The organism is Pseudomonas sp. SDT291_1_S447 (assembly GCF_054070155.1).
In genome coordinates this window covers 54007-76656 of sequence record NZ_JBSVXS010000021.1, presented here as the reverse complement: position 1 = coordinate 76656, position 22650 = coordinate 54007, and the positions used below count along the sequence as shown (strand labels likewise).

The following is a 22650-nucleotide window of genomic DNA, read 5'->3' as shown; positions in this document are numbered from 1 at the left end:
TCCTGACATCCTGCTCCCAAAGCAGGCGCGCTACCGGACTGCGCTATACCCCGGTTTGAAATTGGCTCCGTGACCAGGACTCGAACCTGGGACCCAATGATTAACAGTCATTTGCTCTACCGACTGAGCTATCACGGAACTACATATTTCAATTTACAACGGTGAAACTTCTTGCATCTAGTCACTCGTTCGCATCGCTGCGTTCGTGTGTCTGAGGCGCGCTATTCTACAACCTAGAACACCTCTGTCAACCCCCTAAATTGCTTTCAAGTTAATGATTTGCAACTTATTTCAGATTTCAACTCAGTGAGCTGAGACCGTCTTGGCGACTGACTGCGGGGCGCACTTTACAAGCCTTTTCCTTTGAGTTCAACAGCCTAACGAAAAAAAAGGCCCCACAATGTGGGGCCCTCCTTTTTTCATTGGCGTTTGGACTCAGTTGAAAACGATTTCGTCGCTCTCGACCTTGCCGGTCGCCGTGTCGCCTGGCATGAAGTGACCCGAGAGGATCAACTGTGCCAACGGGTTTTCGATCCAGCGCTGAATCGCCCGTTTCAAAGGACGTGCGCCATACACCGGGTCGTAACCAACGGCGATCAACTTGTCCATCGCCTCCGGGCTGAGTTCCAGCTTCAGCTCGCGTTCGGCCAGACGGCTGCGCAGACGGCCCAACTGGATCTCGGTAATGCCCGCGATCTGATCCCGCGCCAAAGGCTCGAAGATCACCACCTCGTCGACCCGGTTGATGAATTCCGGACGGAAGTGCGACGTCAGCGCATCCATGACTGCAGCACGCTGAGCCTCGCGATCACCGACCAGCTCCTGAATCTGCACAGAGCCGAGGTTCGAGGTCATGACGATCACGGTATTGCGGAAGTCCACCGTGCGGCCATGGCTGTCGGTCAGGCGACCATCCTCGAGCACTTGCAGCAAGATGTTGAACACATCCGGGTGCGCCTTCTCGACTTCGTCCAGCAGGATCACCGAATAAGGCTTGCGACGCACGGCCTCGGTCAGATAACCGCCTTCTTCGTAACCGACGTATCCCGGTGGCGCACCGATCAGGCGAGCCACGGAATGTTTCTCCATGAACTCGGACATGTCGATCCGCACCATCGCCTCTTCAGTATCAAAGAGGAATTCGGCCAGCGCCTTGCACAGCTCGGTTTTACCAACACCGGTCGGACCGAGGAACATGAACGAGCCGCTCGGACGATTCGGATCGGACAACCCGGCACGTGAACGTCGTACCGCATTGGCCACGGCGACCACGGCTTCTTCCTGACCAATCACCCGTTTGTGCAACAGGCTTTCCATCTTCATCAGCTTGTCGCGCTCGCCTTCGAGCATTTTCGACACCGGAATGCCGGTCCACTTCGACACAACTTCGGCGATTTCTTCTTCAGTCACCTTGCTGCGCAGCAACTGGTTTTCGCTCTTGCCGTGCTGATCGACCATTTGCAGGCTGCGTTCCAGATCCGGAATTACCCCATACTGCAATTCAGCCATACGGTTGAGGTCGCCTTTACGGCGTGCCGCTTCCAGTTCCTGACGCGACTGCTCGATCTTCTGCTGAATCTGCGCAGAGCCCTGCACCTCGGCTTTTTCCGAGTTCCAGATTTCTTCCAGATCGGAATACTCGCGTTCCAGTCGGACGATTTCTTCCTGGAGTTTCTCCAGACGTTTCATCGCCGCTTCGTCACTTTCTTTCTTCAGTGCCTGGGATTCCACCTTCAACTGAATCAGGCGACGCTCGAGACGATCGAGCACTTCCGGCTTGGAGTCGATTTCCATGCGGATACGGCTGGCCGCCTCGTCGATCAGGTCAATGGCCTTGTCCGGCAACTGCCGGTCTGTGATGTAGCGATGGCTGAGCTTGGCCGCGGCGATGATCGCGCCGTCGGTGATCGCCACCTTGTGGTGAACCTCGTAGCGCTCTTTGAGGCCGCGCAGGATGGCGATGGTGTCTTCTTCGCTCGGCTCATCCACCAATACTTTCTGGAAGCGTCGCTCGAGCGCCGCGTCCTTCTCTATATATTGGCGATACTCGTTGAGCGTGGTCGCGCCAACGCAATGCAACTCACCGCGCGCCAGCGCAGGTTTGAGCATGTTGCCGGCATCCATCGAGCCTTCGCCTTTACCGGCGCCGACCATGGTGTGCAGTTCGTCGATGAACAGAATGATCTGCCCTTCCTGCTTCGACAGCTCGTTGAGCAGCGATTTCAGGCGCTCTTCGAACTCACCGCGATACTTGGCACCGGCAATCAGCGCGCCCATGTCCAGCGAGAGCAAACGCTTGCCCTTGAGGCCGTCCGGTACTTCGCCGTTGATGATGCGTTGGGCCAGACCTTCGGCGATCGCGGTTTTACCCACACCAGGCTCACCGATCAGCACCGGGTTGTTCTTGGTGCGACGCTGGAGAACCTGAATGGTGCGACGAATTTCGTCATCACGGCCGATCACCGGATCGAGCTTGCCGTCTTCAGCGCGCTTGGTCAGGTCGACGGTGTATTTATCCAACGCCTGCCGCGACTCCTCGTGATTGGCGTCATTTACCGCTTCGCCGCCACGCAGGTTGTTGATCGCGTTTTCCAGGGCTTTCTTGCTCACGCCTTGGCCGAGCAGCAATTTGCCGAGCTTGCTGTTCTCGTCCATCGCCGCGAGCAACACCAGTTCGCTGGAGATGAACTGGTCGCCCTTCTGCTGGGCCAGACGGTCAGCCTGATTGAGCAGGCGCGCCAGATCCTGCGACATGTTGACGTCGCCGGTGGGGTTCTGGATTTTCGGTAATTGGTCGAGCTCTTTGGTCAGCTCTTTGCGCAAGCTGTTGACGTCGAAGCCCACCTGCATCAGCAGAGGTTTGATCGAACCACCCTGCTGTTCAAGCATGGCTTGCATCAAGTGCGCCGGCTCAATCGCCGGATGATCGTGGCCGACTGCCAACGACTGCGCGTCGGACAAGGCCAACTGTAATTTGCTGGTTAAACGGTCTATTCGCATAAGTCACCTTCCTTTTGAGCAGGCCGGACCTAAAAACCATCCTGAATAAAGAAACCTGCCAGATACCGCTATAGATGCGGTCGATTCTGCAAGATTCAAGCGTCAGAGGGTTGATGCAGATCAGAGAGTTTAGCGGGTGAGCCAGATAAGGGAGGCAAAGCGACCGGTGCGTGGGGCACGGCGATAGGAGAAGAAGCGCGGATCGGTCACGGTGCAGAAACCGCCACCATAAACAGCAGTGACACCGCGTTCAGCCAGACGCAGGCGCGCCAGCTTATAGATGTCAGCCATGAACTTGCCGGCATTGGGGCTCGGTACAAAGGCGTCTGCTGCTGCGGGCAATTGGTTAATGAAGACTTCGCGCACTTCCGCGCCAACTTCAAAGGCTTGCGGGCCGATGGCCGGGCCGAGCCAGACCAGAACGTCTTCGGGAGGAACATCAAGGCTATCGAGCGTCGCTTCAAGTACACCCGCCGCCAGACCACGCCAACCGGCATGGGCCGCCGCCACACGGGTGCCGGCACGATCGCAGAACAATGCTGGCAAGCAGTCGGCTGTCATCGCCGCGCAGGCAATGCCCGGCGTTGCCGTCCAACTGGCATCGGCGGTCGCAACAATACCCGGATCAGCATGAGCCACGGCAATCCCGTGCACTTGCTGCAACCAGGCAGGCTGTATAGAGAAGTGTTCGGTCAGGCGCCGACGGTTTTCGGCAACTGCTTCCGGGCGATCATCGACATGATCGCCCAGATTGAGGCTGTCGAACGGCGCCTCGCTGACACCGCCATCGCGGGTGGTGACGCAGGCTTTGACGCTGGCCGGCGCAGGCCAGTCCGGCGTCAGCCAGTTCATCCGACGAATGCCTCGCGATCCTGCTTGAGCAGGGTCAGCAGCCAGACGAAATCTTCCGGCAGCGGCGACTCCCAGCTCATGCGTTCACCGGTCGTCGGATGATCCAGCTCAAGGAAGCGCGCGTGCAGGGCCTGACGCGGGAAATGCTTGAGCGATTCAACCATCGTCGGGTTCGCGGCTGGCGGAATGCGGAAACGGCCGCCGTACGCCGGATCGCCGACCAACGGGAAGTTGATGTGCGACATGTGTACGCGAATCTGGTGAGTACGACCGGTTTCCAGCTTCACCCGCACGTGGGTGTGGGAGCGGAAGCGCTCCAGCACGCGATAGTGGCTGACGGCAGGCTTGCCGCCTTCCATCACCGCCATGCGCTGACGCTGCTGGCCGTGGCGACCGATCGGGGCGTTGATCTTGCCACCGGCGGTCACTACACCGATCACGATGCACTCATAGATGCGGCTGACACTGCGACTCTGCAACTGAGTAACCAGTTTGGTCTGCGCCTGAATGGTCTTGGCCACCACCATCAGACCGGTGGTGTCCTTGTCCAGACGATGCACGATACCGGCGCGCGGGACATTGATGATGTCCGGCACGTGGTGCAGCAAGGCGTTAAGCAAGGTGCCATCGGCGTGACCGGCAGCCGGGTGCACCACCAGGCCCGCAGGCTTGTTGATCACCAGGATGTCGTCGTCTTCATAGACGATGTCGAGCTCGATGTCCTGGGCGATCCACTCGCCCTGGGCTTCCTGCTCGGCAGTCAGCTCAAGGATGGCACCGCCGTGCACGATGTCGCGAGGGCGGATGACCGCCCCGTCCACAGTCAGGCGACCTTCTTTGATCCAGGCGGAAAGGCGCGAGCGAGAGTGCTCAGCGAAGAGTTGGGCAGCGACTTGATCGAGGCGTTGGCCGCCCAATTCGGACGGCACCTCTGCGCGAAGTTCAATTTTATCGGACATGCTCTGACTGTGCGTCGGCACAGCTTTTGGTTTCGGCTGCGCGCTTGTGGTTAAATACGGCGTCTTTTGCCCCGAGGCTTTTCAACGGGGCGCTCATCATAACAGGACGGCCCCGCCCAAGACAGCGGCCGTCATAGGGACGCAAGCCGCCATGCAAGTGAAACACCTGCTGCTGATCGCCATCCTCGCATTGACCGCTGCTTGCTCATCGAAGGAAGTCGTAGACGAAAACCTCAGCGAAGCCGAGCTGTATCAGCAGGCTCAGACTGACCTGGACAACAACAGCTACACCAGCGCCACAGCCAAGCTGAAGGCTCTGGAGTCGCGTTATCCGTTCGGTCGCTACGCCGATCAGGCACAGCTGGAGCTGATCTACGCCAACTATAAGAACGCCGAGCCGGAAGCTGCAAAGTCTGCCGCCGAGCGTTTCATTCGTTTGCACCCGCAGCATCCGAACGTGGATTACGCGTATTACTTGAAAGGTCTGACTTCTTTCGACCAGGACGTCGGCCTGCTGGCGCGCTTCCTGCCGCTGGACATGACCAAGCGTGACCCCGGCGCTGCGCGCGACTCGTACAACGAGTTCGCCCAGCTGACCAGCCGCTACCCGAACAGCCGCTACGCGCCGGACGCCAAGCAGCGCATGATCTACCTGCGCAATCTGCTGGCGGCCTACGAAATTCATGTGGCCGACTACTACCTGACCCGTCAGGCTTATGTAGCCGCAGCCAACCGTGGCCGTTACGTCGTGGAAAACTTCCAGGAAACCCCATCGGTCGGCGACGGCCTGGCGGTGATGACTGAAGCCTATCAGCGTCTGCACCTGGACGAACTGGCCAACACCAGCCTGGAAACCCTGAAGCTCAACTACCCGAACCACCCGAGCCTGCAGGACGGTCAGTTCGTGCCACGGGTTGCCGAAGCCGACAACCGCTCGTTCCTGAGCAAGGCGACTCTGGGTCTGATCGAGTCGCGTCCACCGCTGCCGCCGGGCGAAACCCGCGCCAACCAGGACGTGCAGAAGCAGTTCCAGGACGCGAAAGACGCGATCCCGAACGAGCTCAAGCCTAAAGACGAAAACGGCGACGTGATCGAAGAGCCAGAGCCTGAGTCGAGCAACACCGACCGCTCGTGGTTCAGCTACATGACTTTCGGCGTGTTCGACTGATCACACTGACGGTACAGAAAAGGGAGATCTGCGGATCTCCCTTTTTCATGCCCGCGCTTTATTAGGCTGTGCGCTTGTCAGGTCCTTGGCTAAACTGCCGGATCATCAGTCAAAAAGCCGCTCATCATGCTTCGTTTATTGTTCTGGATCGTCGTGATTTTCGCCGCGATATGGTTGTGGCGTAAATTCAAGGCGCCTGCCGCGTCCAATCAATCCAATCGCGCCCCTCGCGAACAGGACGCGCCACCGATGGTGCGCTGCGCCCATTGCGGCGTGCATCTACCGCGCGACCGCGCGCTAAGCGTGCAACAACAGTGGTATTGCAGCCAGGCTCACCTTGAGCAAGGCCCGGGTGCCAGTGATCGCTGAGGCCACCAGCGCCGACAGCAAACAGGCGCAGCGCCTGCTGCGCCTTTATCATCTTTACCGTTTAAGCGTCGGCATCACCCTGGTGCTGCTGATCTCCAGCAACATGGACAACCGCCTGCTGACGTCAGCCAACGACGAATTGCTGCGCGGTGGCAGTTGGCTGTATCTGATCCTCAACATTCTGTTGGTGGTGTTCCTTGAGAACACCCGACGGCCAGCGCAACTGTTCAGTCTGGCCCTCGTTGATGTCCTGCTTTTATGCGCTTTGTTCTTTGCGGCGGGCGGCGTCGGCAGCGCGCTGGGCAATCTGCTGATTGTCTCGGTGGCGATCAGCAACACCTTGCTACGGCGGCGCATCGGCCTCCTGATTGCCGCCATCGGTGCGCTGGGCATCGTCGGTTCGAGTTTCCTGCTGAGCTTCAACCATCCGCTGAATGCCAATGAATACCTGCAAGCCGGCACCCTCGGCGCGCTGTGCTTTGCCGCGTCGTTGCTGGTGCAGGGGTTGATCCGCCGCCTCGAAGTCAGCGAAACCCTTGCCGAGCAACGTGCCAGTGAAGTGGTCAGCCTCGAAGCCCTCAACGCGCTGATCCTGCAACGCATGCGCACCGGTATTCTGGTGCTCGATGAGGAGCGGCGGGTGCAACTGGCCAACCACAGCGCGCAAACCCTGCTCGCGCAATCGCACCTTCAGGGGCATCTGATCGATGACTGTTCGACGGCGCTGGTTGATCGCCTGCAACTGTGGATGAACAACCCGACGTTGCGCCCGCAAACCCTGAAAATCCCCGGCAACGGCCTGGAACTGCAACCAAGCTTCATCGCCCTAGAACAAAGCCCCAACCAGCAAACCCTGGTGTTTCTCGAAGACCTCGCGCAAATCGCCCAGCAAGCGCAGCAACTGAAACTTGCCGCACTCGGCCGCTTGACCGCCGGCATCGCCCACGAGATCCGCAATCCGCTCGGTGCCATCAGTCACGCCGCGCAGCTATTGGCTGAATCCGAGGAACTCGATAGCGCGGATCGGCGTCTGACGCAGATCATTCAAGACCACTCCCAGCGCATGAACCGAGTCATCGAAAACGTCCTGCAACTGTCCCGCCGCCAGCAGAGCGCGCCACAACGGCTGGATCTCAAGCCGTGGCTGGAAAACTTCGTCGCCGAAAGCCGTGAACAAGCCAGCGAGCGCCAGCAGATTCATCTGCGGATCAATTCAGGGGACTTCACCACGCTGATGGACCCCAATCAGCTCACGCAAATTCTCGACAATCTGTTACGCAATGGCTGGCGCCACAGCGCGCTGCTGCATGATCAAGCCGAAGTCTGGCTGGCCCTTTTCACCGATCCCGACAGCCAGTTGGCGATCCTCGAAGTGCAGGACAACGGCCCCGGCGTACCACCCAATGAACAGACGCATCTGTTCGAACCCTTCTTCACCACCAGCAGCCAGGGCACCGGCCTTGGGCTTTATCTGTCCCGTGAGCTGTGCGAAAGCAACCAAGCGCGCCTAGACTTTCAATCACGCCAAGGCGGCGGCTGCTTTCGCATCACCTTTGCTCACGGACGGAAACAAAGTTGAATACGAGCCCACGGCAAAAAATCCTCATCGTCGACGACGAACCAGACATCCGCGAACTCCTGGAAATCACCCTGGGACGGATGAAACTCGACACCTACAGCGCGCGCAATCTGGCTGAAGCCCAGGCACTGCTGAACCGCGAGAGTTTCGACCTGTGCCTGACCGACATGCGTCTGCCCGACGGCACGGGGCTGGAACTGGTGCAGCATATTCAGCAACGTTATCCACAACTGCCGGTGGCGATGATTACGGCCTATGGCAGCCTGGAAACGGCAATCAACGCCTTGAAAGCCGGTGCCTTCGACTTCCTCACCAAACCGGTGGACCTTACCCGCTTGCGCGAACTGGTCAGCACGGCCCTGCGCATGCCGGCGGCAGGAGGCAGCTTTACAACGATAGAACGGCGCTTGCTGGGCGATTCGCCGCCGATGCGCAGTCTGCGCAAGCAAATCGACAAACTCGCTCGCAGTCAGGCGCCGGTGTACATCAGTGGCGAGTCGGGCAGTGGCAAGGAACTGGTCGCGCGGCTGATCCATGAACAAGGGCCGCGCGCCGGCCAGCCGTTCGTGCCGGTGAACTGTGGGGCAATTCCTTCCGAGCTGATGGAAAGCGAGTTTTTCGGCCATCGCAAAGGCAGTTTCACGGGCGCGGTCGAAGACAAGCCGGGGCTGTTTCAGGCCGCCCATGGCGGCACGTTGTTTCTCGATGAAGTGGCGGACTTGCCGCTGTCGATGCAGGTGAAGTTACTGCGCGCGATTCAGGAAAAAGCCGTGCGCAGTGTCGGCGGCCAGCAGGAGAGCGTGGTCGATGTGCGGATTCTTTGCGCCACCCACAAGGATCTCGATGCCGAAGTCGCGGCCGAGCGCTTTCGTCAGGATCTGTATTACCGTCTCAACGTAATCGAATTGCGCGTGCCGTCCCTGCGTGAGCGCCGTGATGACATTGAAGTGCTGGCTGCCAATATGCTCAAGCGCCTCGCCAAAGACACCGGCCAGCCGGCAGCACGCTTGCATCCGCAGGCTTTGGAAGCGCTGAAGAATTACCGGTTTCCGGGCAATGTACGGGAGCTGGAGAACGTTCTCGAACGGGCGCACACCTTGTGTGAAAACCGCACGATCGAGGCGCAGGATTTGCGTCTGAGTGAAGGAAACTGCGCGGCGGATGGCGGGATTGCCGATCTGACCCAGATCGATAATCTGGAAGATTATCTGGAGAACGTCGAGCGGAAGCTGATCTTGCAGGCGCTGGAGGAAACACGCTGGAATCGTACGGCGGCGGCGCAGCGGTTGAGTCTTTCGTTTCGGTCGATGCGCTATCGGCTGAAGAAACTCGGTCTGGATTGAGGGCCCCTTCGCGAGCAGGCTCACTCCCACATTGGTTTCTGTGATCGACAAGGATCAACTGTGGGAGCGAGCCTGCTCGCGAAAGCGATCTGCCAGGCTCCAGAGATATACCTGACTAAATCCGGCCTTCCGGCGCATACGGCGTCGGATCAATTATCGGCGTGCGCCCCAGCATCACATCGGCAAACAACTGGCACGACGCCGGCGCCAGCACCAGCCCATTGCGGTAATGCCCGCAGTTCAGCCACAACCCGGCAAACCCCGGCACCCGGCCAATGTACGGAATGCCCTCCGGCGAACCCGGACGCAACCCCGCCCAGTGCCCGACCACTTCGGCATCGGCCAACGCTGGCAGCAATTCAACCGCCGAAGCCTTGAGACTTTCCAGCGCCACCTCGGTTGGGGTCTTGTCGTAGCCTTCGTGCTCCAGCGTGCTGCCGATCAGGATATGCCCGTCGCGACGCGGAATCGCATATCGCCCTTTGGCCAATACCATGCTAGGCAGGAAATCCGCCGCACACTTGTAGAGAATCATCTGGCCTTTGACTGGCTCGACCGGCAGCGCCAGGTCCAGCGTCTTGAGCAGATCACCGCTCCACGCCCCAGCAGTCAGCACGACCTGATCACCGTTGATCACACCCTTCGACGTCTCGACGCCAACAACCTGCTCACCCTCGCGGACAAACCCGCTGACTTCACATTGTTCGTGAATGGTCACGTTCGGCAGTGCCTGCAACGCCGCTTTCAGCGACTTGACCAAGCGCGGATTGCGCACGTTGGCGACATCCGCCATGTAGATCGCCCGGGAAAAACCACCACCGAGCACCGGCACCGCATCATGCGCCGCCGAGATATCCACAGCCCGCAACGGGCGATTTTCCCGCTTGGCCCAGGCCAGCGCTTCGGCTTCATCGTCCAAGTCCAGCCAGTACAGGCCGGTGGTGTGCACTTCAGGATCAACGCCAGTGTCGGCAAACAAACGCTCGCCGAGCTGTGGATAAAAATCCTGTGACCAGTGCGCCAGCGCGGTGACTGCCGGGCTATAACGCCACGGATACAACGGCGAAACGATACCGCCGCCCGCCCAGGACGATTCCTGGCCGAGGTTCGAACGATCGAGCAGCACCACGCTGCGCACTTCGAAGGCGAGATTGTAGGCGGTCAGCAGGCCAATCACCCCGCCACCGACAATCACCACTTGCTGTTGCCTGGTCATGTTTGATCCAACCGTAAAAAAGACAGTGGGCGCAAAAGGCACCCGAAAGAAAGCGCCTCAGCGGCCCCAGCAATCCTTGGTGGTCAGCCCGGTAGTCGCGTTGTTCATGCTTCGAACACCGGTGTTGGTCAGGGTGAAATCCCCGCACTTGTCGGTGGCCATCGACGTACCCGTTTTGCGGGTCGCGGTCAGCACAAAGGTCTGGTCAGTGATGGTCGGGGTAATGGTGTAGAAATCATTGCCCGTGCTGAGTCCGGTGATACCGGTGTAGACATTGTTTTTGGTGTAGAAACGTTCAAGGCTCTGCGCCTGCTCCGATAGCAGCGATACCACTTCGGCGCGGCGGCCCTTTTTCAGGTACTCGGTATAGCTCGGTGCGGCGATGGTGATGACGATCCCGATGATCGCAATCACGATCATGATTTCGATCAGGGTGAAGCCTCGGTTGAATCTGCGCATGCCTCAAACTCTCACTTACTGTATTTGTCGCCACATGATACGACGGCTGCCACCGCCGCCCTTTTCCACAATGATCGTGATGGTTCCACTGGTGTCGGTCGTACCCTTGCGCTTGCCATCGCTGGAGACGAAGTTCAGGGTCGGAATGCCACCGGTGAATATCACTCCGCTGGAGATCGAGTCATTGCTGTCGACCAAACCGTCAGAGCTGGTGTCCAGCACGGCGTAATTGAGCATCTTACCGCTGAACGCATCCAGTTCGACCAGTTTGCCGGTACCAAAACTCGCACAGGGATCAGTGGTATCAACACTCGCCGTGGTAAAGACAATACGGCCCAACACGATACTCGCCTGATTGATCACCCGCTCGCCGGTCAGCACGTTGTTGTACACCAGCGGAAGATACCACCCCTTCTCCGCCGGATACGTCGTGTCATTCTGCGTTGTGGTCAGAAACTGTCCAGAGCTGCCAGAGAATGATCCGGTGATCGCCTGCGGCTGCAAACTGCTGACAGTCAGTTGACCAGAACCTCCATCGGCGTCCCACACGGAATAGAACGCCTGCAAATCCTTGTTGGTCTTGTCGGCCGTTTCGTTGAACTTGCCGGTACCGACGAAGACCTGTTTGCCGCCCAGCGCGTTATCCGCCAGTAACGGCTGCGCGGTGATCGGTTGAGTCGCCCCGCCCGCCGTGGTGAACAGTGGCTTGCCGGAAAACGCCACGCCCCAACTATCGGAGGACATGGCACTCAGGTCGAACTTCCATAACCGCCCCTTCAAGTCGCCACCGTAAGCGGCCTGCACCACATTCGAAGAGTTGACCTTGAGTTTCACCGACGACAAACCGTTGGTGGTTTCCGTGCTGTCGATAACGATTTTCCTGATCAGCGAACCGTCCAGCGCATCCAGTACATACAGGGCCGCCACGCCTGAATTGCTGCCGTAGCCGTTGGCAATGAATGTCGCCCAGCGACCATTGGCCAAGCGTGCCACTTCCGGACGGGCGTAGGCATAACCCAGATCATTGAATGCGTTCGCAGTACTGGCGGTGGCCGGCGCACTGACCTCCCACAAGGCCTTGATAACATTGCCCGCAGACGCATCAAACAGTTGCAACCCGTAGAAGGTTTTACCCCCGGCACCGGTGCCGCCAATGGCCAGGGTTTTCCACGCAGCGCCGGACTGCGCGTCGAACACCCCGACCTGACCGTCCACCAAAAACTTGTGGCTCACACCGTTGACGTAGTTGGTGTCGGCGATCAGGCGCAATGACGGCAGCACACTGGAGGGCATGTAGGCGTAACGGCGAGTACCGTTCGCCGAATTGATCACGTTGACGAAACCATCGTTGGCGTTGACCACCAGGCTGGTATTCATATTCGCAGCCTTGGTGGCCAGATAAGTGCTGTAGCTGGTGTCCCCGGAAAGATCGGAGGCGGTTTTGTCTGATGGTGACGCCAGCACCAGCGGCGAGTTGATGATGTCGCCTAGCAGCACGCTGCGCACTTTCAGCCCGGCCTTGTTCGTGCCCTTGCTCCACTCCACTAGATCAATGCCGCTGATGCCGGTTGGCAATCCCTGACTCAGCGTGGCCTGCTGGGCCGGGGAAAAGTTGCCGTAAACCAAGGTTACCGCTGCGTTGCTCAGGGTATTCCACGACTGAAAGGTCGCTGCGTTGGCGGATGGCACGATGGTGGTGTCGGTCGTCCACTGCGCCGCCGATGTATTGACCGTCCCGGTCGAGGTGAAGCCGAACGACTTGATCGTGCCGCGCCAGTCCTTGGGGTCATAAGTGGTTTGATAAAAACTGCTGCTGGACGTCAGTGTGGTGCCGCTGGTGACTCCCGCGCCGCCGGATCCGGCCTTGGACGTGATGTCGCTCAGCGCCGAGGATAAGGCAGCGTTGAGCCCGGTACTGTCGGTCGCTTGGTAATACCTGCCCTGTCCGTAACTGGCGGCGTCCGACAACATGTCGTTATCGGCGGTGAACCCGACCGTATAGGTATTCATATTCTGCTTGGGAAAATCCACCGCGTTCCAGCTCTTGCCTGCGGCGTCCGTACCGGTCGAACGCATGTCGATATCGAAGGCGAACTTGGCGATGTCATCCAGATACAGCGTATCCCCTTCGTTATCGCCATTGAGGTTGTTGCCGTCATTGTTGACGCCGTCCCAGTTCGGCAAACGGCTGCCGCCCAACGGGTCGTTAGTCGGGAAAGTCCGGTCGAAAGTCGGCAAACCGTCGGTAATCACCACGCCGTAGTTTTTCTGGCAGCGGTACTGAATCGGGCTGGTGTAGGTGCTCGGCGTGCTGTTGTAGTAAGGCGCCATGCCGCGCATGTAGCGGGTGATTTCGTAATAGGTTTCCGCCAACGGCGTGTTGGCCACGGCGCTCAAGCCGTTGATGGAAGAGATCAGTGCGTTGTAATTGGTGTCGGCCTGGGCCTGAGTCACGCTGCCGGATACCGGCGACAAATCGCTGATTGCACGGGCAATGAAACCGCCATTGCCGGAGTTGTTGCTGGTGGCCGGATTGAACGTCGACAGACCAATACGCAACGTGCGGTTGCTGCTGACCAGTGCGGTGGAGACGTTGCGCGCAACGTTGATGCGGTAGTCGTTGGGGATCACCCCGGTGGTGAAATCGCGGGTGCCATTGTTGATGGCCAAGCCGAATACGTAGGAAATGTAATCCCCTGAGTAACGCGTATTGCCGCCGCCGACCGGATCCGGCAGCTTCAGGCACAACGGCGCCAGGCTGTTGTTGTAGAACGCATAGGCGCCGCCCGAGCAACCTGATGTCGGCAGGCTCGACAGAAATATTGTATCGCCGGTGATCGTCGTCGAACTCAGGCACAAGCCCAGCAAGGCGTTACATTGCCGCGCCGGTGTGCGATCAACCGTCGGGTCGAATCCAGCCGCATAAATGATGCTGTTCATACTCCCCGAATCGTCGATCAGCAGAATGACGTTGGGTGGTACCGCCGCCGCACTCAGCAGCGGTGAATCGGAAGGCGTGAACGCATAGGCCGGTGCCGCCAGATAAAAGCTCAGCAGCATGCCGATCCATAGAGATATGCAGCGCTCAGTACTTCGCATAAACACTCTCCACCACGCTACGCGAAGTACCGGCGATGCCGACCGCTGTAACCCGATACAACGTCGCCGAGGTGTTGCTCGGTACGTTCACGGCCGTCAGAGTCGTACCGATGTTCTGTACTCCATAGAATCCATTGCCGGCCGCAATCCAGGTGACCCCGGAAGTCGAGTTGAGCCCCGCCGAGCTGACCACTGACGACTCCGCTGGCGGCGCGCATTGCGTGATACCGCTGCACACGGCCAGCGAATAACTGTCCAGTTGCACCGCACTTTCGCCAATCCGCAACGCCGCCTCGGCAGTCTGAAACGACTGATTACGCAGACTCACGCTGCCGGCCATTTTTTCCTGCAGGTTGGCGCTCTGCATCGACGACAAACCAATCAGGGTCAACAGCAGCAGGAATACCAGACTCACCAGCAACACCATGCCGTGCTGAGTCTGACGGGTGTGAAGAGAAATCCTCATCAGCGCGTCCTCACTGCAAGCGGTTGCGCAAAGCGGCAACCACGTTGAAGGTTTGACTGCGCACCCGATTGTTCGGATCGTTGAGGGTCAGGCTCAGGCGCACACTGCGGATGCGCGCCGGATCACTGGGGTTGGCGCTATAAGTCGAAGCGGCCACATCTGTCGCGGAACTGGCCAGACCGAACATCACAGTGAACGCACTGACGTTGTTCACCAGCACCTGCTGCGTCGGTGTGCCGCTGCCGGTACCCATGAGAATCTGATTGTTGCTGAAACTGTAGATCAGACGCCGGATCGGAAACGCGATCTGTCCGCTCGCCGGAGATCGCAAGCCGGTATACGCCGTCGCACTGTTACGGCAGTCGGAGAGCACCGTCCAGGTCGGCGTGCCCCCGCCGCTGCCGATATCGGCGGTGACCAGCGTCAGTTTCAGGTTGGCATTGTCCCAACTGATCGGCATGACCTGCGCAGCGTTGAAGTCGCCCGCGGAGCTCGAATCGAGGATGGTGCCCAGACAACCGAACATCCCGACCATGCGAATTTCCTGAATCATCTTGCTCAATACGAACCGCGCGTCTTCCTGCATCGCGGCGGCGCTGTTCTGGCTGACATAAGTATTTTTCGCCGCGATGAAAATCTGCACCACGCCCAGCACCACAATCAGCCCCAGTGCCAGGGCGACGAGCATCTCGATCAGACCAAAACCACGCTGACCACGCCTCATGGTGTAGCCACCGGATCGACTGCGGCGCGACTGCTCAGGACGAAACTGCGCTGAGCGCTGGCCGTGTTGGCTGCCCGTGCGTCGCTCCAGTTGATGGTGATGGTGTAGACGCGCTGATTGAGGGTGATGCTGCCGGTGGCGGTCGGCCCGCCGAAATTGAGAATATTGGTCGAGAAGTCGTAGAGATCCTGATCACGCGCAACGCTCAAGTTGCCCGAAGTCGGCGGCGTGACGGTGTATTCGGCGCCGGAATTGGCGCGGATGCGGTCCATCATGTCGTAGGCAATGAAACTGGCCTGGCTGGTCATCCGTGAGCTGTCGGTGTATTTCAGCGCATTCAGTTGCACCGCTGCCGCGCCCAGCAGCCCGACCGTCAGAATCAGCAACGCGACCAGTACTTCGATCAGCGTCATGCCCTGCTGTACGTATTGACTCCCTGCCCTCATCCGCAACTTCCACCCAATTGAATTCGTCCGTTCAAACAAACGTTCAGCGTCCTGCTTTGCGTTCCCAACGTGTAACTGATGGTCACCGCCGTCGACGGCGCTGCCAGACCACCGAGGTTGTTGAAATCCAGTGCGGTCACTCCTGAGGGTAGCGTCAGAGTGGCGCCGCTGCTCATCGCGGGAACAACCCGCAACACATTGGCCGGATTGCCAGTACTGTCGTAGACCGATAACTCACCGGTCCAGACGCTGCCGCCAGCGGTTGGGCGCAGGCGCAGGGTGGTGCCACGGTCGATCGCTTCGAGCCTGGCGAAATTGATCGCTCGCTGCAGGTCGCCCATCTCGGTATCAGCCTTGCTGCCCTGTATCGAACGAGTGAACGCCGGCACCGCCAGGGTGATCAGGATCACGAAGATCGCAACTGCAACCAACAACTCGATCAGTGTGAAACCTTTTGTACGAAGATCCATCAATGCCCTCCGTTGCCGTCGGCTATACCTGCTTCTACACGCTAGAACATTCAACCGGCCCGCGTCGGTTGATTTGCCCTGCCCGGCGCACGGAGCGCGCCGTTCATCACACTCCACGGAGGGAGTTTTCATGCCGCAACAGGGTTTCAGCCTGATCGAACTGCTTATGGGACTGGCGATTGGCGCAATTGTTCTGCTGCTGGTCAGTCCGGCATTTGCCACGCTCACCGAGTCGAACCATCGCCATCAGGCTGCGCAATCGCTGCTCGACGGTATTCGCAATGCTCGAACGTTAGCGATCACGCACAATCAAAGCGTGGTCATCCATGGCATCGACGGCGATTGGAGCCGGGGCTGGCGAATCATTCTGGATATCAGCGGCAAGGGGCTGGAGGACAGCAGCAATCCACTGCTGGTCGAACGCGCGAGCGATCAGCGAATTCCAATTGCCGGTAACTGGTGGGTGAGTCGTTATATAAGGTTTGGCAGCCTGGGTAAGCCGCTGATGCCCGGACGAATGTTTCAGGCAGGAAAACTACATATCTGCTCGGTAAACGAGCCGGTCAGCCAGCTCCAGGTGGTGCTGGCGGCGACCGGTCGCGTGCGCCTGGCCAGCGAAAAAGCTGAGCAGGCGCTGTGTCAAAAGAACAAAAACGTCAGATCGAACGCACGCGCAGCTCTTTAGGCATCGAGAACGTGATGTTCTCTTCGCGCCCGGCCAATTCATCGGCACCGGTCGCGCCCCAGGCCTGCAATTGCTGAATCACGCCGCGCACCAGCACTTCTGGCGCGGACGCTCCGGCGGTGATGCCGATACGCTCAACGCCATCGAACCAGCTCTTTTGCAGGTCTTCGGCACCGTCGATCAGGTAGGCCGGTGTGGCCATGCGCTCGGCGAGCTCACGCAGACGGTTAGAGTTGGAGCTGTTCGGGCTGCCAACTACCAATACAACGTCGCACTCGTCAGCCAGTTGCTTGACCGCGTCCTGACGGTTTTGCGTGGCGTAGCAGATGTCGTCCTTGCGCGGACCACCGATGGCCGGGAAGCGCGTGCGCAAGGCATCGATGACGCGACTGGTGTCGTCCATCGACAGCGTGGTCTGAGTAACGAAAGCCAGTTTTTCCGGGTTGTGCACCTGCAACTCGGCAACGTCTTTCTCGTCTTCAACGAGGTAAATCGCGCCGCCATTGCTGCCGTCGTACTGACCCATGGTGCCTTCGACTTCCGGGTGACCGGCGTGGCCGATGAGGATGCACTCACGACCGTCGCGGCTGTATTTCGCCACTTCGATGTGCACCTTGGTCACCAGCGGGCAAGTGGCGTCGAATACTTTCAGGCCACGGCCGGCGGCTTCGGTGCGCACGGCTTGAGAGACGCCGTGGGCACTGAAGATCACGATGACGTCATCCGGCACCTGATCCAGCTCTTCGACGAAGATCGCTCCGCGGCTGCGCAGGTCTTCAACGACGAACTTGTTGTGCACCACTTCGTGACGCACGTAGATCGGCGGCCCGAAAACTTCCAGGGCGCGGTTGACGATTTCGATCGCCCGGTCCACGCCGGCGCAGAAGCCACGGGGGTTGGCGAGTTTGATTTGCATGCTGTGCCTCGTGTCTTGCGCGCAAGAAATAGCGAAAACGGTGGAAAACATTGTGGGAGCGAGCCTGCTCGCGAAGGCAGTGTGTCAGACAACAGCTATGTTGAATGTCAGTCAGCATTCGCGAGCAAGCTCGCTCCCACATTTTGACCCGTGTGCGGTCAGTTACAGCGCTTTGACGGAAATGATTTCCACGTCAAAGGTCAGCGTCTTGCCCGACAGCGGATGGTTGAAGTCGATGGTCACTTGCGCGTCATCGAACTCTTTCACTACACCTGGCAGCTCAGTATTGGCCGCATCGTTGAAGATCACCAGCAAACCCGGCGACAACTCCATGTCGACGAACTGCGAACGCGGGATGATCTGTACGTTCTGCGGGTTCGGCTGGCCGAAAGCGTTTTCCGGCTCGACGGTCAGCGTGCGCTTGTCGCCAGCCTTGAAGCCGAACAGCGCCGCTTCGAAACCCGGCAGCAGGTTGCCGTCGCCGACCTTGAAGGTCGCCGGGGCTTTGTCGAACGTGCTGTCGACGGTGTCGCCGTTCTCCAGGCGCAATGCAAAGTGCAAAGTGACTTCCGTGTTCTGGCCGATGCGTTGCTCAGCCAATACCTGTTCAGTCATGAACGGCTTCTCCGGTCTTTTTACTTTTGAACATATCCAGTGCCAGCATCACCGCGCCAACGGTAATCGCGCTGTCGGCGAAGTTGAACGCCGGGAAGTACCAGCGGTTCTGCCAGTGCACCAGAATGAAGTCGATCACATGGCCCAAGGCAATGCGGTCATACAGATTGCCCAGCGCGCCGCCCAGCACCAGCGCCAGCGCGACGGCCAGCCAGGTGTCATTGCGGCCCAGGCGCTTGAGCCAGACCACCAGCACCGCACTGACCACAATCGCGATCAGGGCGAACAGCCAGCGCTGCCAGCCGGAACTGTCCGCCAGGAAGCTGAACGCAGCGCCGGTGTTGTAAGCCAGGGTCCAGCTGAAGTAATCGGGAATGATCACGATCTGCTGGAACATTTCGAGCTTGCCTTCGAAGTAGAACTTGCTGGCCTGGTCAATGACCAGAACCAGCAAACTCAACCAGAGCCAGCTCAACCGTCCGAAACGGCCAACGGCATTAGGCATAGTGACGAACCTCGCCAGCGCCGCTGATGTTGTCGACGCAACGACCGCAGATTTCCGGATGCTCCGGGTTCACGCCGACGTCTTCGCGGCAGTGCCAGCAACGGGCGCACTTCGGGAAGGCCGATTTGACAATCTTCAGCTTCAGGCCGCTGACTTCAGTCACTACCGCGTCGGCCGGAGCCTGAACGAACGGCGCAACGCTGGCAGTCGAAGTGATCAGAACAAAGCGCAGTTCGTTGCTCAGCTTGGCCAGATCGGCGCTCAGCGCGTCCTCGGCATACAGCGTCACTTCGGCTTGCAGGTTGCCACCGACAGCTTTTGCTGCGCGCTGGATTTCCATTTCTTTGTTGACCGCTACTTTCACCGCCATTACGCGTTCCCAGTAGTCGCGGCCCAGTTCAACATCGGCCGGCAGTTCGGTCAGACCTTCGTACCAGGTGTTGAGCATTACCGATTCGTTACGCTCGCCCGGCAGGTATTCCCACAGTTCGTCGGCGGTGAAAGCGAGGATCGGTGCGATCCAGCGCACCAGCGCTTCGGAGATGTGGAACAGCGCGGTTTGCGCCGAACGGCGGGCCTTGCTGTTGGCGCCAGTGGTGTACTGACGGTCCTTGATGATGTCGAGGTAGAAACCGCCCAGCTCCTGCACGCAGAAGTTGTGGATCTTCGAGTAGACGTTCCAGAAACGGTATTCGCCATAGTGCTCTTGCAGCTCGCGTTGCAGCAGCAAGGTGCGGTCGACCGCCCAACGATCCAGCGCGAGCATTTCTTCCGCCGGCAGGATGTCGGTGGCCGGGTTGAAACCGCTGAGGTTCGAGAGCAGGAAACGCGCGGTGTTACGGATACGACGATAGGCGTCCGCACTGCGTTGCAGAATCTGATCGGAAACGGCCATTTCACCGGAGTAGTCGGTCGAAGCAACCCACAGACGCATGATGTCGGCGCCGAGGGTGTCGTTGACTTTTTGCGGCGCGATCACGTTGCCTAGCGATTTGGACATCTTGCGGCCGGCTTCGTCGACGGTAAAACCGTGGGTCAGCAGTTCGCGGTACGGCGCGTGGTTGTCGATGGCGCAACCGGTCAGCAGCGACGAGTGGAACCAGCCACGGTGCTGGTCGGAACCTTCCAGGTACAGATCGGCACGCGGGCCGCTCTCGTGACCCATCGGGTGCGAACCGCGCAGGACGTGCCAGTGCGTGGTGCCCGAATCGAACCAGACGTCGAGGGTGTCGCTGATCTTGTCGTACAGCGGCGCTTCGTCACCGAGCAGTTCGGCAGCGTCCATCTTGAACCAGGCTTCGATGCCTTCGACTTCAACGCGCTTGGCGACTTCTTCCATCAGCTCGACGGTGCGAGGGTGCAGTTCGCCGCTTTCCTTGTTGAGGAAGAACGGGATCGGCACGCCCCAGTTGCGCTGACGCGAGATGCACCAGTCCGGACGGTTGGCGATCATCGAGTGCAGGCGCGCCTGGCCCCAGGCCGGGACGAACTTGGTGTCTTCGATGGCTTTGAGCGAGCGCACCCGCAGGGTGTCGCCGCTGGTTGGCTCCTTGTCCATGCCGATGAACCACTGCGCGGTGGCGCGGTAGATCAGCGGGGTCTTGTGACGCCAGCAGTGCATATAGCTGTGTTCGATGACGGTGGTGTGCAACAGCGCACCGACTTCGGTCAGCTTGTCGACGATGGCCGGATTGGCCTTCCAGATGAACTGGCCGCCGAAGAATTCCAGCGACGGCACGTACACGCCATTGCTCTGCACCGGGTTGAGGATGTCGTCGTTGACCATGCCGTATTTCTTGCAGGTCACGAAGTCGTCCACGCCGTAGGCCGGGGCGGAGTGAACCACGCCGGTGCCAGCGCCCAGTTCGACGTAGTCAGCCAGGTACACCGGCGACAGGCGGTCATAGAACGGGTGACGGAAGTTGATCAGTTCCAGTTGTTTACCGGTGGTGGTCGCGATGACCGAGCCTTCGACGCCATAGCGCGCCAGGCAGGCTTCGACCAGCTCTTCAGCCAGCACCAGCAACTTGTCACCGATATCAACCAGCGCGTAGTTGAATTCCGGGTGAACGTTCAGTGCCTGGTTGGCCGGGATGGTCCACGGGGTGGTGGTCCAGATCACGATCGAGGCAGGCTTGCTCAGCGACGGCAGACCGAACGCGGCAGCCAGTTTGGCTTCGTCGGCGATCGGGAATGCTACGTCGATGGTCGAGGACTTTTTGTTCTCGTACTCGACTTCCGCTTCAGCCAGGGCCGAACCGCAGTCGAAGCACCAGTTCACAGGCTTGAGGCCCTTGAACACGAAACCGCCCTTGACGATTTCGGCGAGAGCGCGGATTTCGCCGGCCTCGTTCTTGAAGTCCATGGTCTTGTAAGGGTTGGCCCAGTCGCCCAGCACGCCGAGGCGGATGAATTCGGACTTCTGCCCTTCGATCTGCTCGGTGGCGTAGGCACGGCACAGCTCGCGGGTCTTGTCCGCGCCCAGATTCTTGCCGTGGGTCACTTCAACCTTGTGCTCGATCGGCAGGCCGTGACAGTCCCAACCCGGAACGTACGGCGCGTCGAAGCCCGACAGGGTCTTCGAGCGGATGATCATGTCCTTGAGAATCTTGTTCAGTGCGTGACCGATGTGGATCGTGCCGTTGGCATACGGAGGGCCGTCATGCAAAACGAACTTCGGACGATCCTTGCCAATCTCGCGCAACTTTCCGTACAGGCCAATACTGTCCCAGCGCTGCAGGATCTGCGGTTCGCGCTGTGGCAGGCCGGCCTTCATTGGGAAGGCGGTGTCCGGAAGGTTTAGCGTGGCTTTATAGTCGGTCATTTAAGGCTCTTCATTAGCGATGGGCGCTAGGTGCGGCTAGTGCACGGGCGGTGGCGACATCCGCATTGATCGCCGTTTTCAATGCCTCCAGAGAGGCGAAGCGCTGCTCTTCACGCAGCTTTTGGTGGAAAACCACCGTCAAACGCCGGTCATACAGATCGCCGGCAAAATCTAGAAGATGGACTTCAAGGTGGGCCTTGCCATCACCTTGTACCGTGGGCCGTACGCCGATATTGGCGACGCCGGGCCAGGTCTTGCCGTCGATATCGACATCAACCAGATACACCCCGGTAAACGGCACGCGACGACGCTTGAGTTGAATATTGGCTGTGGGCGTACCCAGTTGCCGGGCCAGCTTCTGGCCATGCAGCACGCGACCGGCAATCCGGTACGGGCGACCTAGCAAACGTTCGGCCAAGGCGAAATCGGCGGCGGCCAACGCGTTGCGCACCTGCGTGCTACTGACGCGAATGCCGTCCAGCTCGACGGTTTGCGCCGCTTCGACGGTAAAACCGTGCATCTGCCCGGCCTGCAACAGGAAATCGAAGTCGCCGAGGCGGTCGCAACCGAAACGGAAATCGTCACCGACTTCCAGATGCTGCACGCCGAGGCCATCAACGAGGATGGTATCGACGAACTCACTGGCGCTGAGTTTGCTCAGACGCTGGTTGAAGGCCAGGCACAACACCCGGTCAACGCCTTCGGCGGCCAGCAATTGCAGCTTGTCGCGCAAGCGGGCCAGACGCGCCGGCGCAGTCTCGGGGGCAAAGAATTCCCGTGGCTGCGGCTCGAAAATCACCACGCAGCTGAGTACGCCCAACTCGAGCGCACGCTCACGCAGTCGGGCCAGGATAGCCTGGTGACCACGGTGAACACCGTCAAAGTTGCCAATAGTGGCGACGCAGCCCCGATGCTGGGGGCGCAAGTTGTGGAGGCCTCGAACCAGCTGCATAAC

At 59.4% G+C, this 22650-nt stretch carries 20 protein-coding genes and 1 tRNA gene; 5 read left to right on the top strand and 16 right to left on the bottom strand.

Going from position 1 to position 22650, the window contains the following annotated elements; genetic code table 11:
- Positions 1-62: 62 nt before the first annotated feature.
- From ACW9IR_RS10240 to rluD, 4 genes are all read right to left on the bottom strand, one after another.
- Positions 63-138: transfer RNA gene (locus ACW9IR_RS10240), tRNA-Asn, on the bottom strand.
- 297 nt (positions 139-435) lie between these two features.
- Positions 436-3000, bottom strand: coding sequence for an ATP-dependent chaperone ClpB (clpB, locus tag ACW9IR_RS10235; RefSeq protein ID WP_095121766.1), 2565 nt, complete (start codon positions 2998-3000; stop codon positions 436-438).
- Between the two features lie 129 nt (positions 3001-3129).
- Positions 3130-3852 carry a peptidoglycan editing factor PgeF gene (pgeF, locus tag ACW9IR_RS10230; protein ID WP_457463036.1) on the bottom strand — a complete coding sequence of 241 codons (723 nt, stop codon included), beginning with the start codon at positions 3850-3852 and terminating at the stop codon, positions 3130-3132.
- A complete protein-coding gene (rluD, locus tag ACW9IR_RS10225; protein ID WP_016986220.1) occupies positions 3849-4811 on the bottom strand; it encodes a 23S rRNA pseudouridine(1911/1915/1917) synthase RluD in 963 nt (320 codons plus the stop codon). Before rluD ends, pgeF begins: the two co-directional genes overlap by 4 nt.
- Positions 4812-4962: 151 nt before the next feature.
- Between rluD and ACW9IR_RS10220 the strand changes: the two genes are divergently transcribed.
- The 4 genes from ACW9IR_RS10220 to ACW9IR_RS10205 all read left to right on the top strand — a co-directional run bounded on the left by ACW9IR_RS10220 (position 4963) and on the right by ACW9IR_RS10205 (position 9270).
- Positions 4963-5979, top strand: coding sequence for an outer membrane protein assembly factor BamD (locus ACW9IR_RS10220; RefSeq protein ID WP_077574589.1), 1017 nt, complete (start codon positions 4963-4965; stop codon positions 5977-5979).
- 126 nt (positions 5980-6105) lie between these two features.
- Positions 6106-6348, top strand: a complete 243-nt coding sequence (locus ACW9IR_RS10215; protein ID WP_038361669.1) for a PP0621 family protein — start codon at positions 6106-6108, stop codon at positions 6346-6348.
- The gene (locus ACW9IR_RS10210) at positions 6338-7927 is read left to right on the top strand and encodes an ATP-binding protein (protein WP_102900540.1); all 1590 of its coding nucleotides are present in this window, start codon (positions 6338-6340) and stop codon (positions 7925-7927) included. Before ACW9IR_RS10215 ends, ACW9IR_RS10210 begins: the two co-directional genes overlap by 11 nt.
- Positions 7924-9270 carry a sigma-54-dependent transcriptional regulator gene (locus ACW9IR_RS10205; RefSeq protein WP_102900520.1) on the top strand — a complete coding sequence of 449 codons (1347 nt, stop codon included), beginning with the start codon at positions 7924-7926 and terminating at the stop codon, positions 9268-9270. Before ACW9IR_RS10210 ends, ACW9IR_RS10205 begins: the two co-directional genes overlap by 4 nt.
- Positions 9271-9385: 115 nt before the next feature.
- On the opposite strand, the gene thiO is transcribed toward ACW9IR_RS10205, so the two are convergent.
- The 7 genes from thiO to ACW9IR_RS10170 are packed head-to-tail and all read right to left on the bottom strand — an operon-like array spanning position 9386 to position 16150.
- Positions 9386-10486 carry a glycine oxidase ThiO gene (gene thiO / locus ACW9IR_RS10200; protein WP_457463032.1) on the bottom strand — a complete coding sequence of 367 codons (1101 nt, stop codon included), beginning with the start codon at positions 10484-10486 and terminating at the stop codon, positions 9386-9388.
- 57 nt (positions 10487-10543) lie between these two features.
- Positions 10544-10945: a type IV pilin protein gene (locus ACW9IR_RS10195; RefSeq protein ID WP_150706890.1), complete on the bottom strand. Its 402-nt coding sequence runs from the start codon at positions 10943-10945 to the stop codon at positions 10544-10546.
- A 15-nt stretch (positions 10946-10960) separates the two neighbouring features.
- A complete protein-coding gene (locus ACW9IR_RS10190; RefSeq protein ID WP_457463030.1) occupies positions 10961-14044 on the bottom strand; it encodes a pilus assembly protein in 3084 nt (1027 codons plus the stop codon).
- Positions 14031-14510 carry a pilus assembly PilX family protein gene (locus ACW9IR_RS10185; protein WP_150751701.1) on the bottom strand — a complete coding sequence of 160 codons (480 nt, stop codon included), beginning with the start codon at positions 14508-14510 and terminating at the stop codon, positions 14031-14033. Before ACW9IR_RS10185 ends, ACW9IR_RS10190 begins: the two co-directional genes overlap by 14 nt.
- 10 nt (positions 14511-14520) lie before the next feature.
- Positions 14521-15234 carry a PilW family protein gene (locus ACW9IR_RS10180; protein WP_095121755.1) on the bottom strand — a complete coding sequence of 238 codons (714 nt, stop codon included), beginning with the start codon at positions 15232-15234 and terminating at the stop codon, positions 14521-14523.
- Positions 15231-15680 carry a type IV pilus modification protein PilV gene (gene pilV / locus ACW9IR_RS10175; protein ID WP_457463027.1) on the bottom strand — a complete coding sequence of 150 codons (450 nt, stop codon included), beginning with the start codon at positions 15678-15680 and terminating at the stop codon, positions 15231-15233. The genes ACW9IR_RS10180 and pilV overlap by 4 nt, the downstream gene beginning before the upstream one ends.
- On the bottom strand, positions 15677-16150 hold the full coding sequence (locus tag ACW9IR_RS10170) for a GspH/FimT family pseudopilin (protein ID WP_102900525.1): 474 nt from the start codon (positions 16148-16150) through the stop codon (positions 15677-15679). Before ACW9IR_RS10170 ends, pilV begins: the two co-directional genes overlap by 4 nt.
- Positions 16151-16280: 130 nt before the next feature.
- Here ACW9IR_RS10170 and ACW9IR_RS10165 point away from each other — a divergent pair, with 130 nt between their 5' ends.
- Positions 16281-16835, top strand: a complete 555-nt coding sequence (locus tag ACW9IR_RS10165) for a GspH/FimT family pseudopilin (protein ID WP_457463025.1) — start codon at positions 16281-16283, stop codon at positions 16833-16835.
- Here ACW9IR_RS10165 and ispH read toward each other — a convergent pair.
- The 5 genes from ispH to ribF form a co-directional block, all read right to left on the bottom strand.
- Positions 16807-17751, bottom strand: a complete 945-nt coding sequence (ispH, locus tag ACW9IR_RS10160; RefSeq protein ID WP_034153853.1) for a 4-hydroxy-3-methylbut-2-enyl diphosphate reductase — start codon at positions 17749-17751, stop codon at positions 16807-16809. The two genes, ACW9IR_RS10165 and ispH, sit on opposite strands and share 29 nt — an antisense overlap.
- A gap of 162 nt (positions 17752-17913) precedes the next feature.
- The gene (gene fkpB / locus ACW9IR_RS10155) at positions 17914-18351 is read right to left on the bottom strand and encodes an FKBP-type peptidyl-prolyl cis-trans isomerase (RefSeq protein ID WP_180988114.1); all 438 of its coding nucleotides are present in this window, start codon (positions 18349-18351) and stop codon (positions 17914-17916) included.
- Positions 18352-18358: 7 nt separating this feature from the next.
- Positions 18359-18871 carry a signal peptidase II gene (gene lspA / locus ACW9IR_RS10150; RefSeq protein WP_007963824.1) on the bottom strand — a complete coding sequence of 171 codons (513 nt, stop codon included), beginning with the start codon at positions 18869-18871 and terminating at the stop codon, positions 18359-18361.
- Positions 18864-21695 carry an isoleucine--tRNA ligase gene (gene ileS / locus ACW9IR_RS10145; protein ID WP_110720265.1) on the bottom strand — a complete coding sequence of 944 codons (2832 nt, stop codon included), beginning with the start codon at positions 21693-21695 and terminating at the stop codon, positions 18864-18866. The genes lspA and ileS overlap by 8 nt, the downstream gene beginning before the upstream one ends.
- Positions 21696-21708: 13 nt before the next feature.
- Complete coding sequence (gene ribF, locus ACW9IR_RS10140; protein ID WP_457463022.1) at positions 21709-22647, bottom strand: bifunctional riboflavin kinase/FAD synthetase; 939 nt, start codon at positions 22645-22647, stop codon at positions 21709-21711.
- Positions 22648-22650 lie beyond the last annotated feature (3 nt).

Coding starts and splice junctions, on each gene's coding strand:
- ribF (WP_457463022.1), bottom strand. CDS start 22,647: ATGCAGCTGGTTCGAGGCCTCCACAACTTGCGCCCCCAGCATCGGGGC.
- ACW9IR_RS10190 (WP_457463030.1), bottom strand. CDS start 14,044: ATGCGAAGTACTGAGCGCTGCATATCTCTATGGATCGGCATGCTGCTG.
- ACW9IR_RS10180 (WP_095121755.1), bottom strand. CDS start 15,234: ATGAGGCGTGGTCAGCGTGGTTTTGGTCTGATCGAGATGCTCGTCGCC.
- pilV (WP_457463027.1), bottom strand. CDS start 15,680: ATGAGGGCAGGGAGTCAATACGTACAGCAGGGCATGACGCTGATCGAA.
- rluD (WP_016986220.1), bottom strand. CDS start 4,811: ATGTCCGATAAAATTGAACTTCGCGCAGAGGTGCCGTCCGAATTGGGC.
- ileS (WP_110720265.1), bottom strand. CDS start 21,695: ATGACCGACTATAAAGCCACGCTAAACCTTCCGGACACCGCCTTCCCA.
- ACW9IR_RS10215 (WP_038361669.1), top strand. CDS start 6,106: ATGCTTCGTTTATTGTTCTGGATCGTCGTGATTTTCGCCGCGATATGG.
- ACW9IR_RS10195 (WP_150706890.1), bottom strand. CDS start 10,945: ATGCGCAGATTCAACCGAGGCTTCACCCTGATCGAAATCATGATCGTG.
- pgeF (WP_457463036.1), bottom strand. CDS start 3,852: ATGAACTGGCTGACGCCGGACTGGCCTGCGCCGGCCAGCGTCAAAGCC.
- ACW9IR_RS10170 (WP_102900525.1), bottom strand. CDS start 16,150: ATGGATCTTCGTACAAAAGGTTTCACACTGATCGAGTTGTTGGTTGCA.
- clpB (WP_095121766.1), bottom strand. CDS start 3,000: ATGCGAATAGACCGTTTAACCAGCAAATTACAGTTGGCCTTGTCCGAC.
- ACW9IR_RS10220 (WP_077574589.1), top strand. CDS start 4,963: ATGCAAGTGAAACACCTGCTGCTGATCGCCATCCTCGCATTGACCGCT.
- ACW9IR_RS10185 (WP_150751701.1), bottom strand. CDS start 14,510: ATGAGGATTTCTCTTCACACCCGTCAGACTCAGCACGGCATGGTGTTG.
- lspA (WP_007963824.1), bottom strand. CDS start 18,871: ATGCCTAATGCCGTTGGCCGTTTCGGACGGTTGAGCTGGCTCTGGTTG.
- thiO (WP_457463032.1), bottom strand. CDS start 10,486: ATGACCAGGCAACAGCAAGTGGTGATTGTCGGTGGCGGGGTGATTGGC.
- ispH (WP_034153853.1), bottom strand. CDS start 17,751: ATGCAAATCAAACTCGCCAACCCCCGTGGCTTCTGCGCCGGCGTGGAC.
- ACW9IR_RS10165 (WP_457463025.1), top strand. CDS start 16,281: ATGCCGCAACAGGGTTTCAGCCTGATCGAACTGCTTATGGGACTGGCG.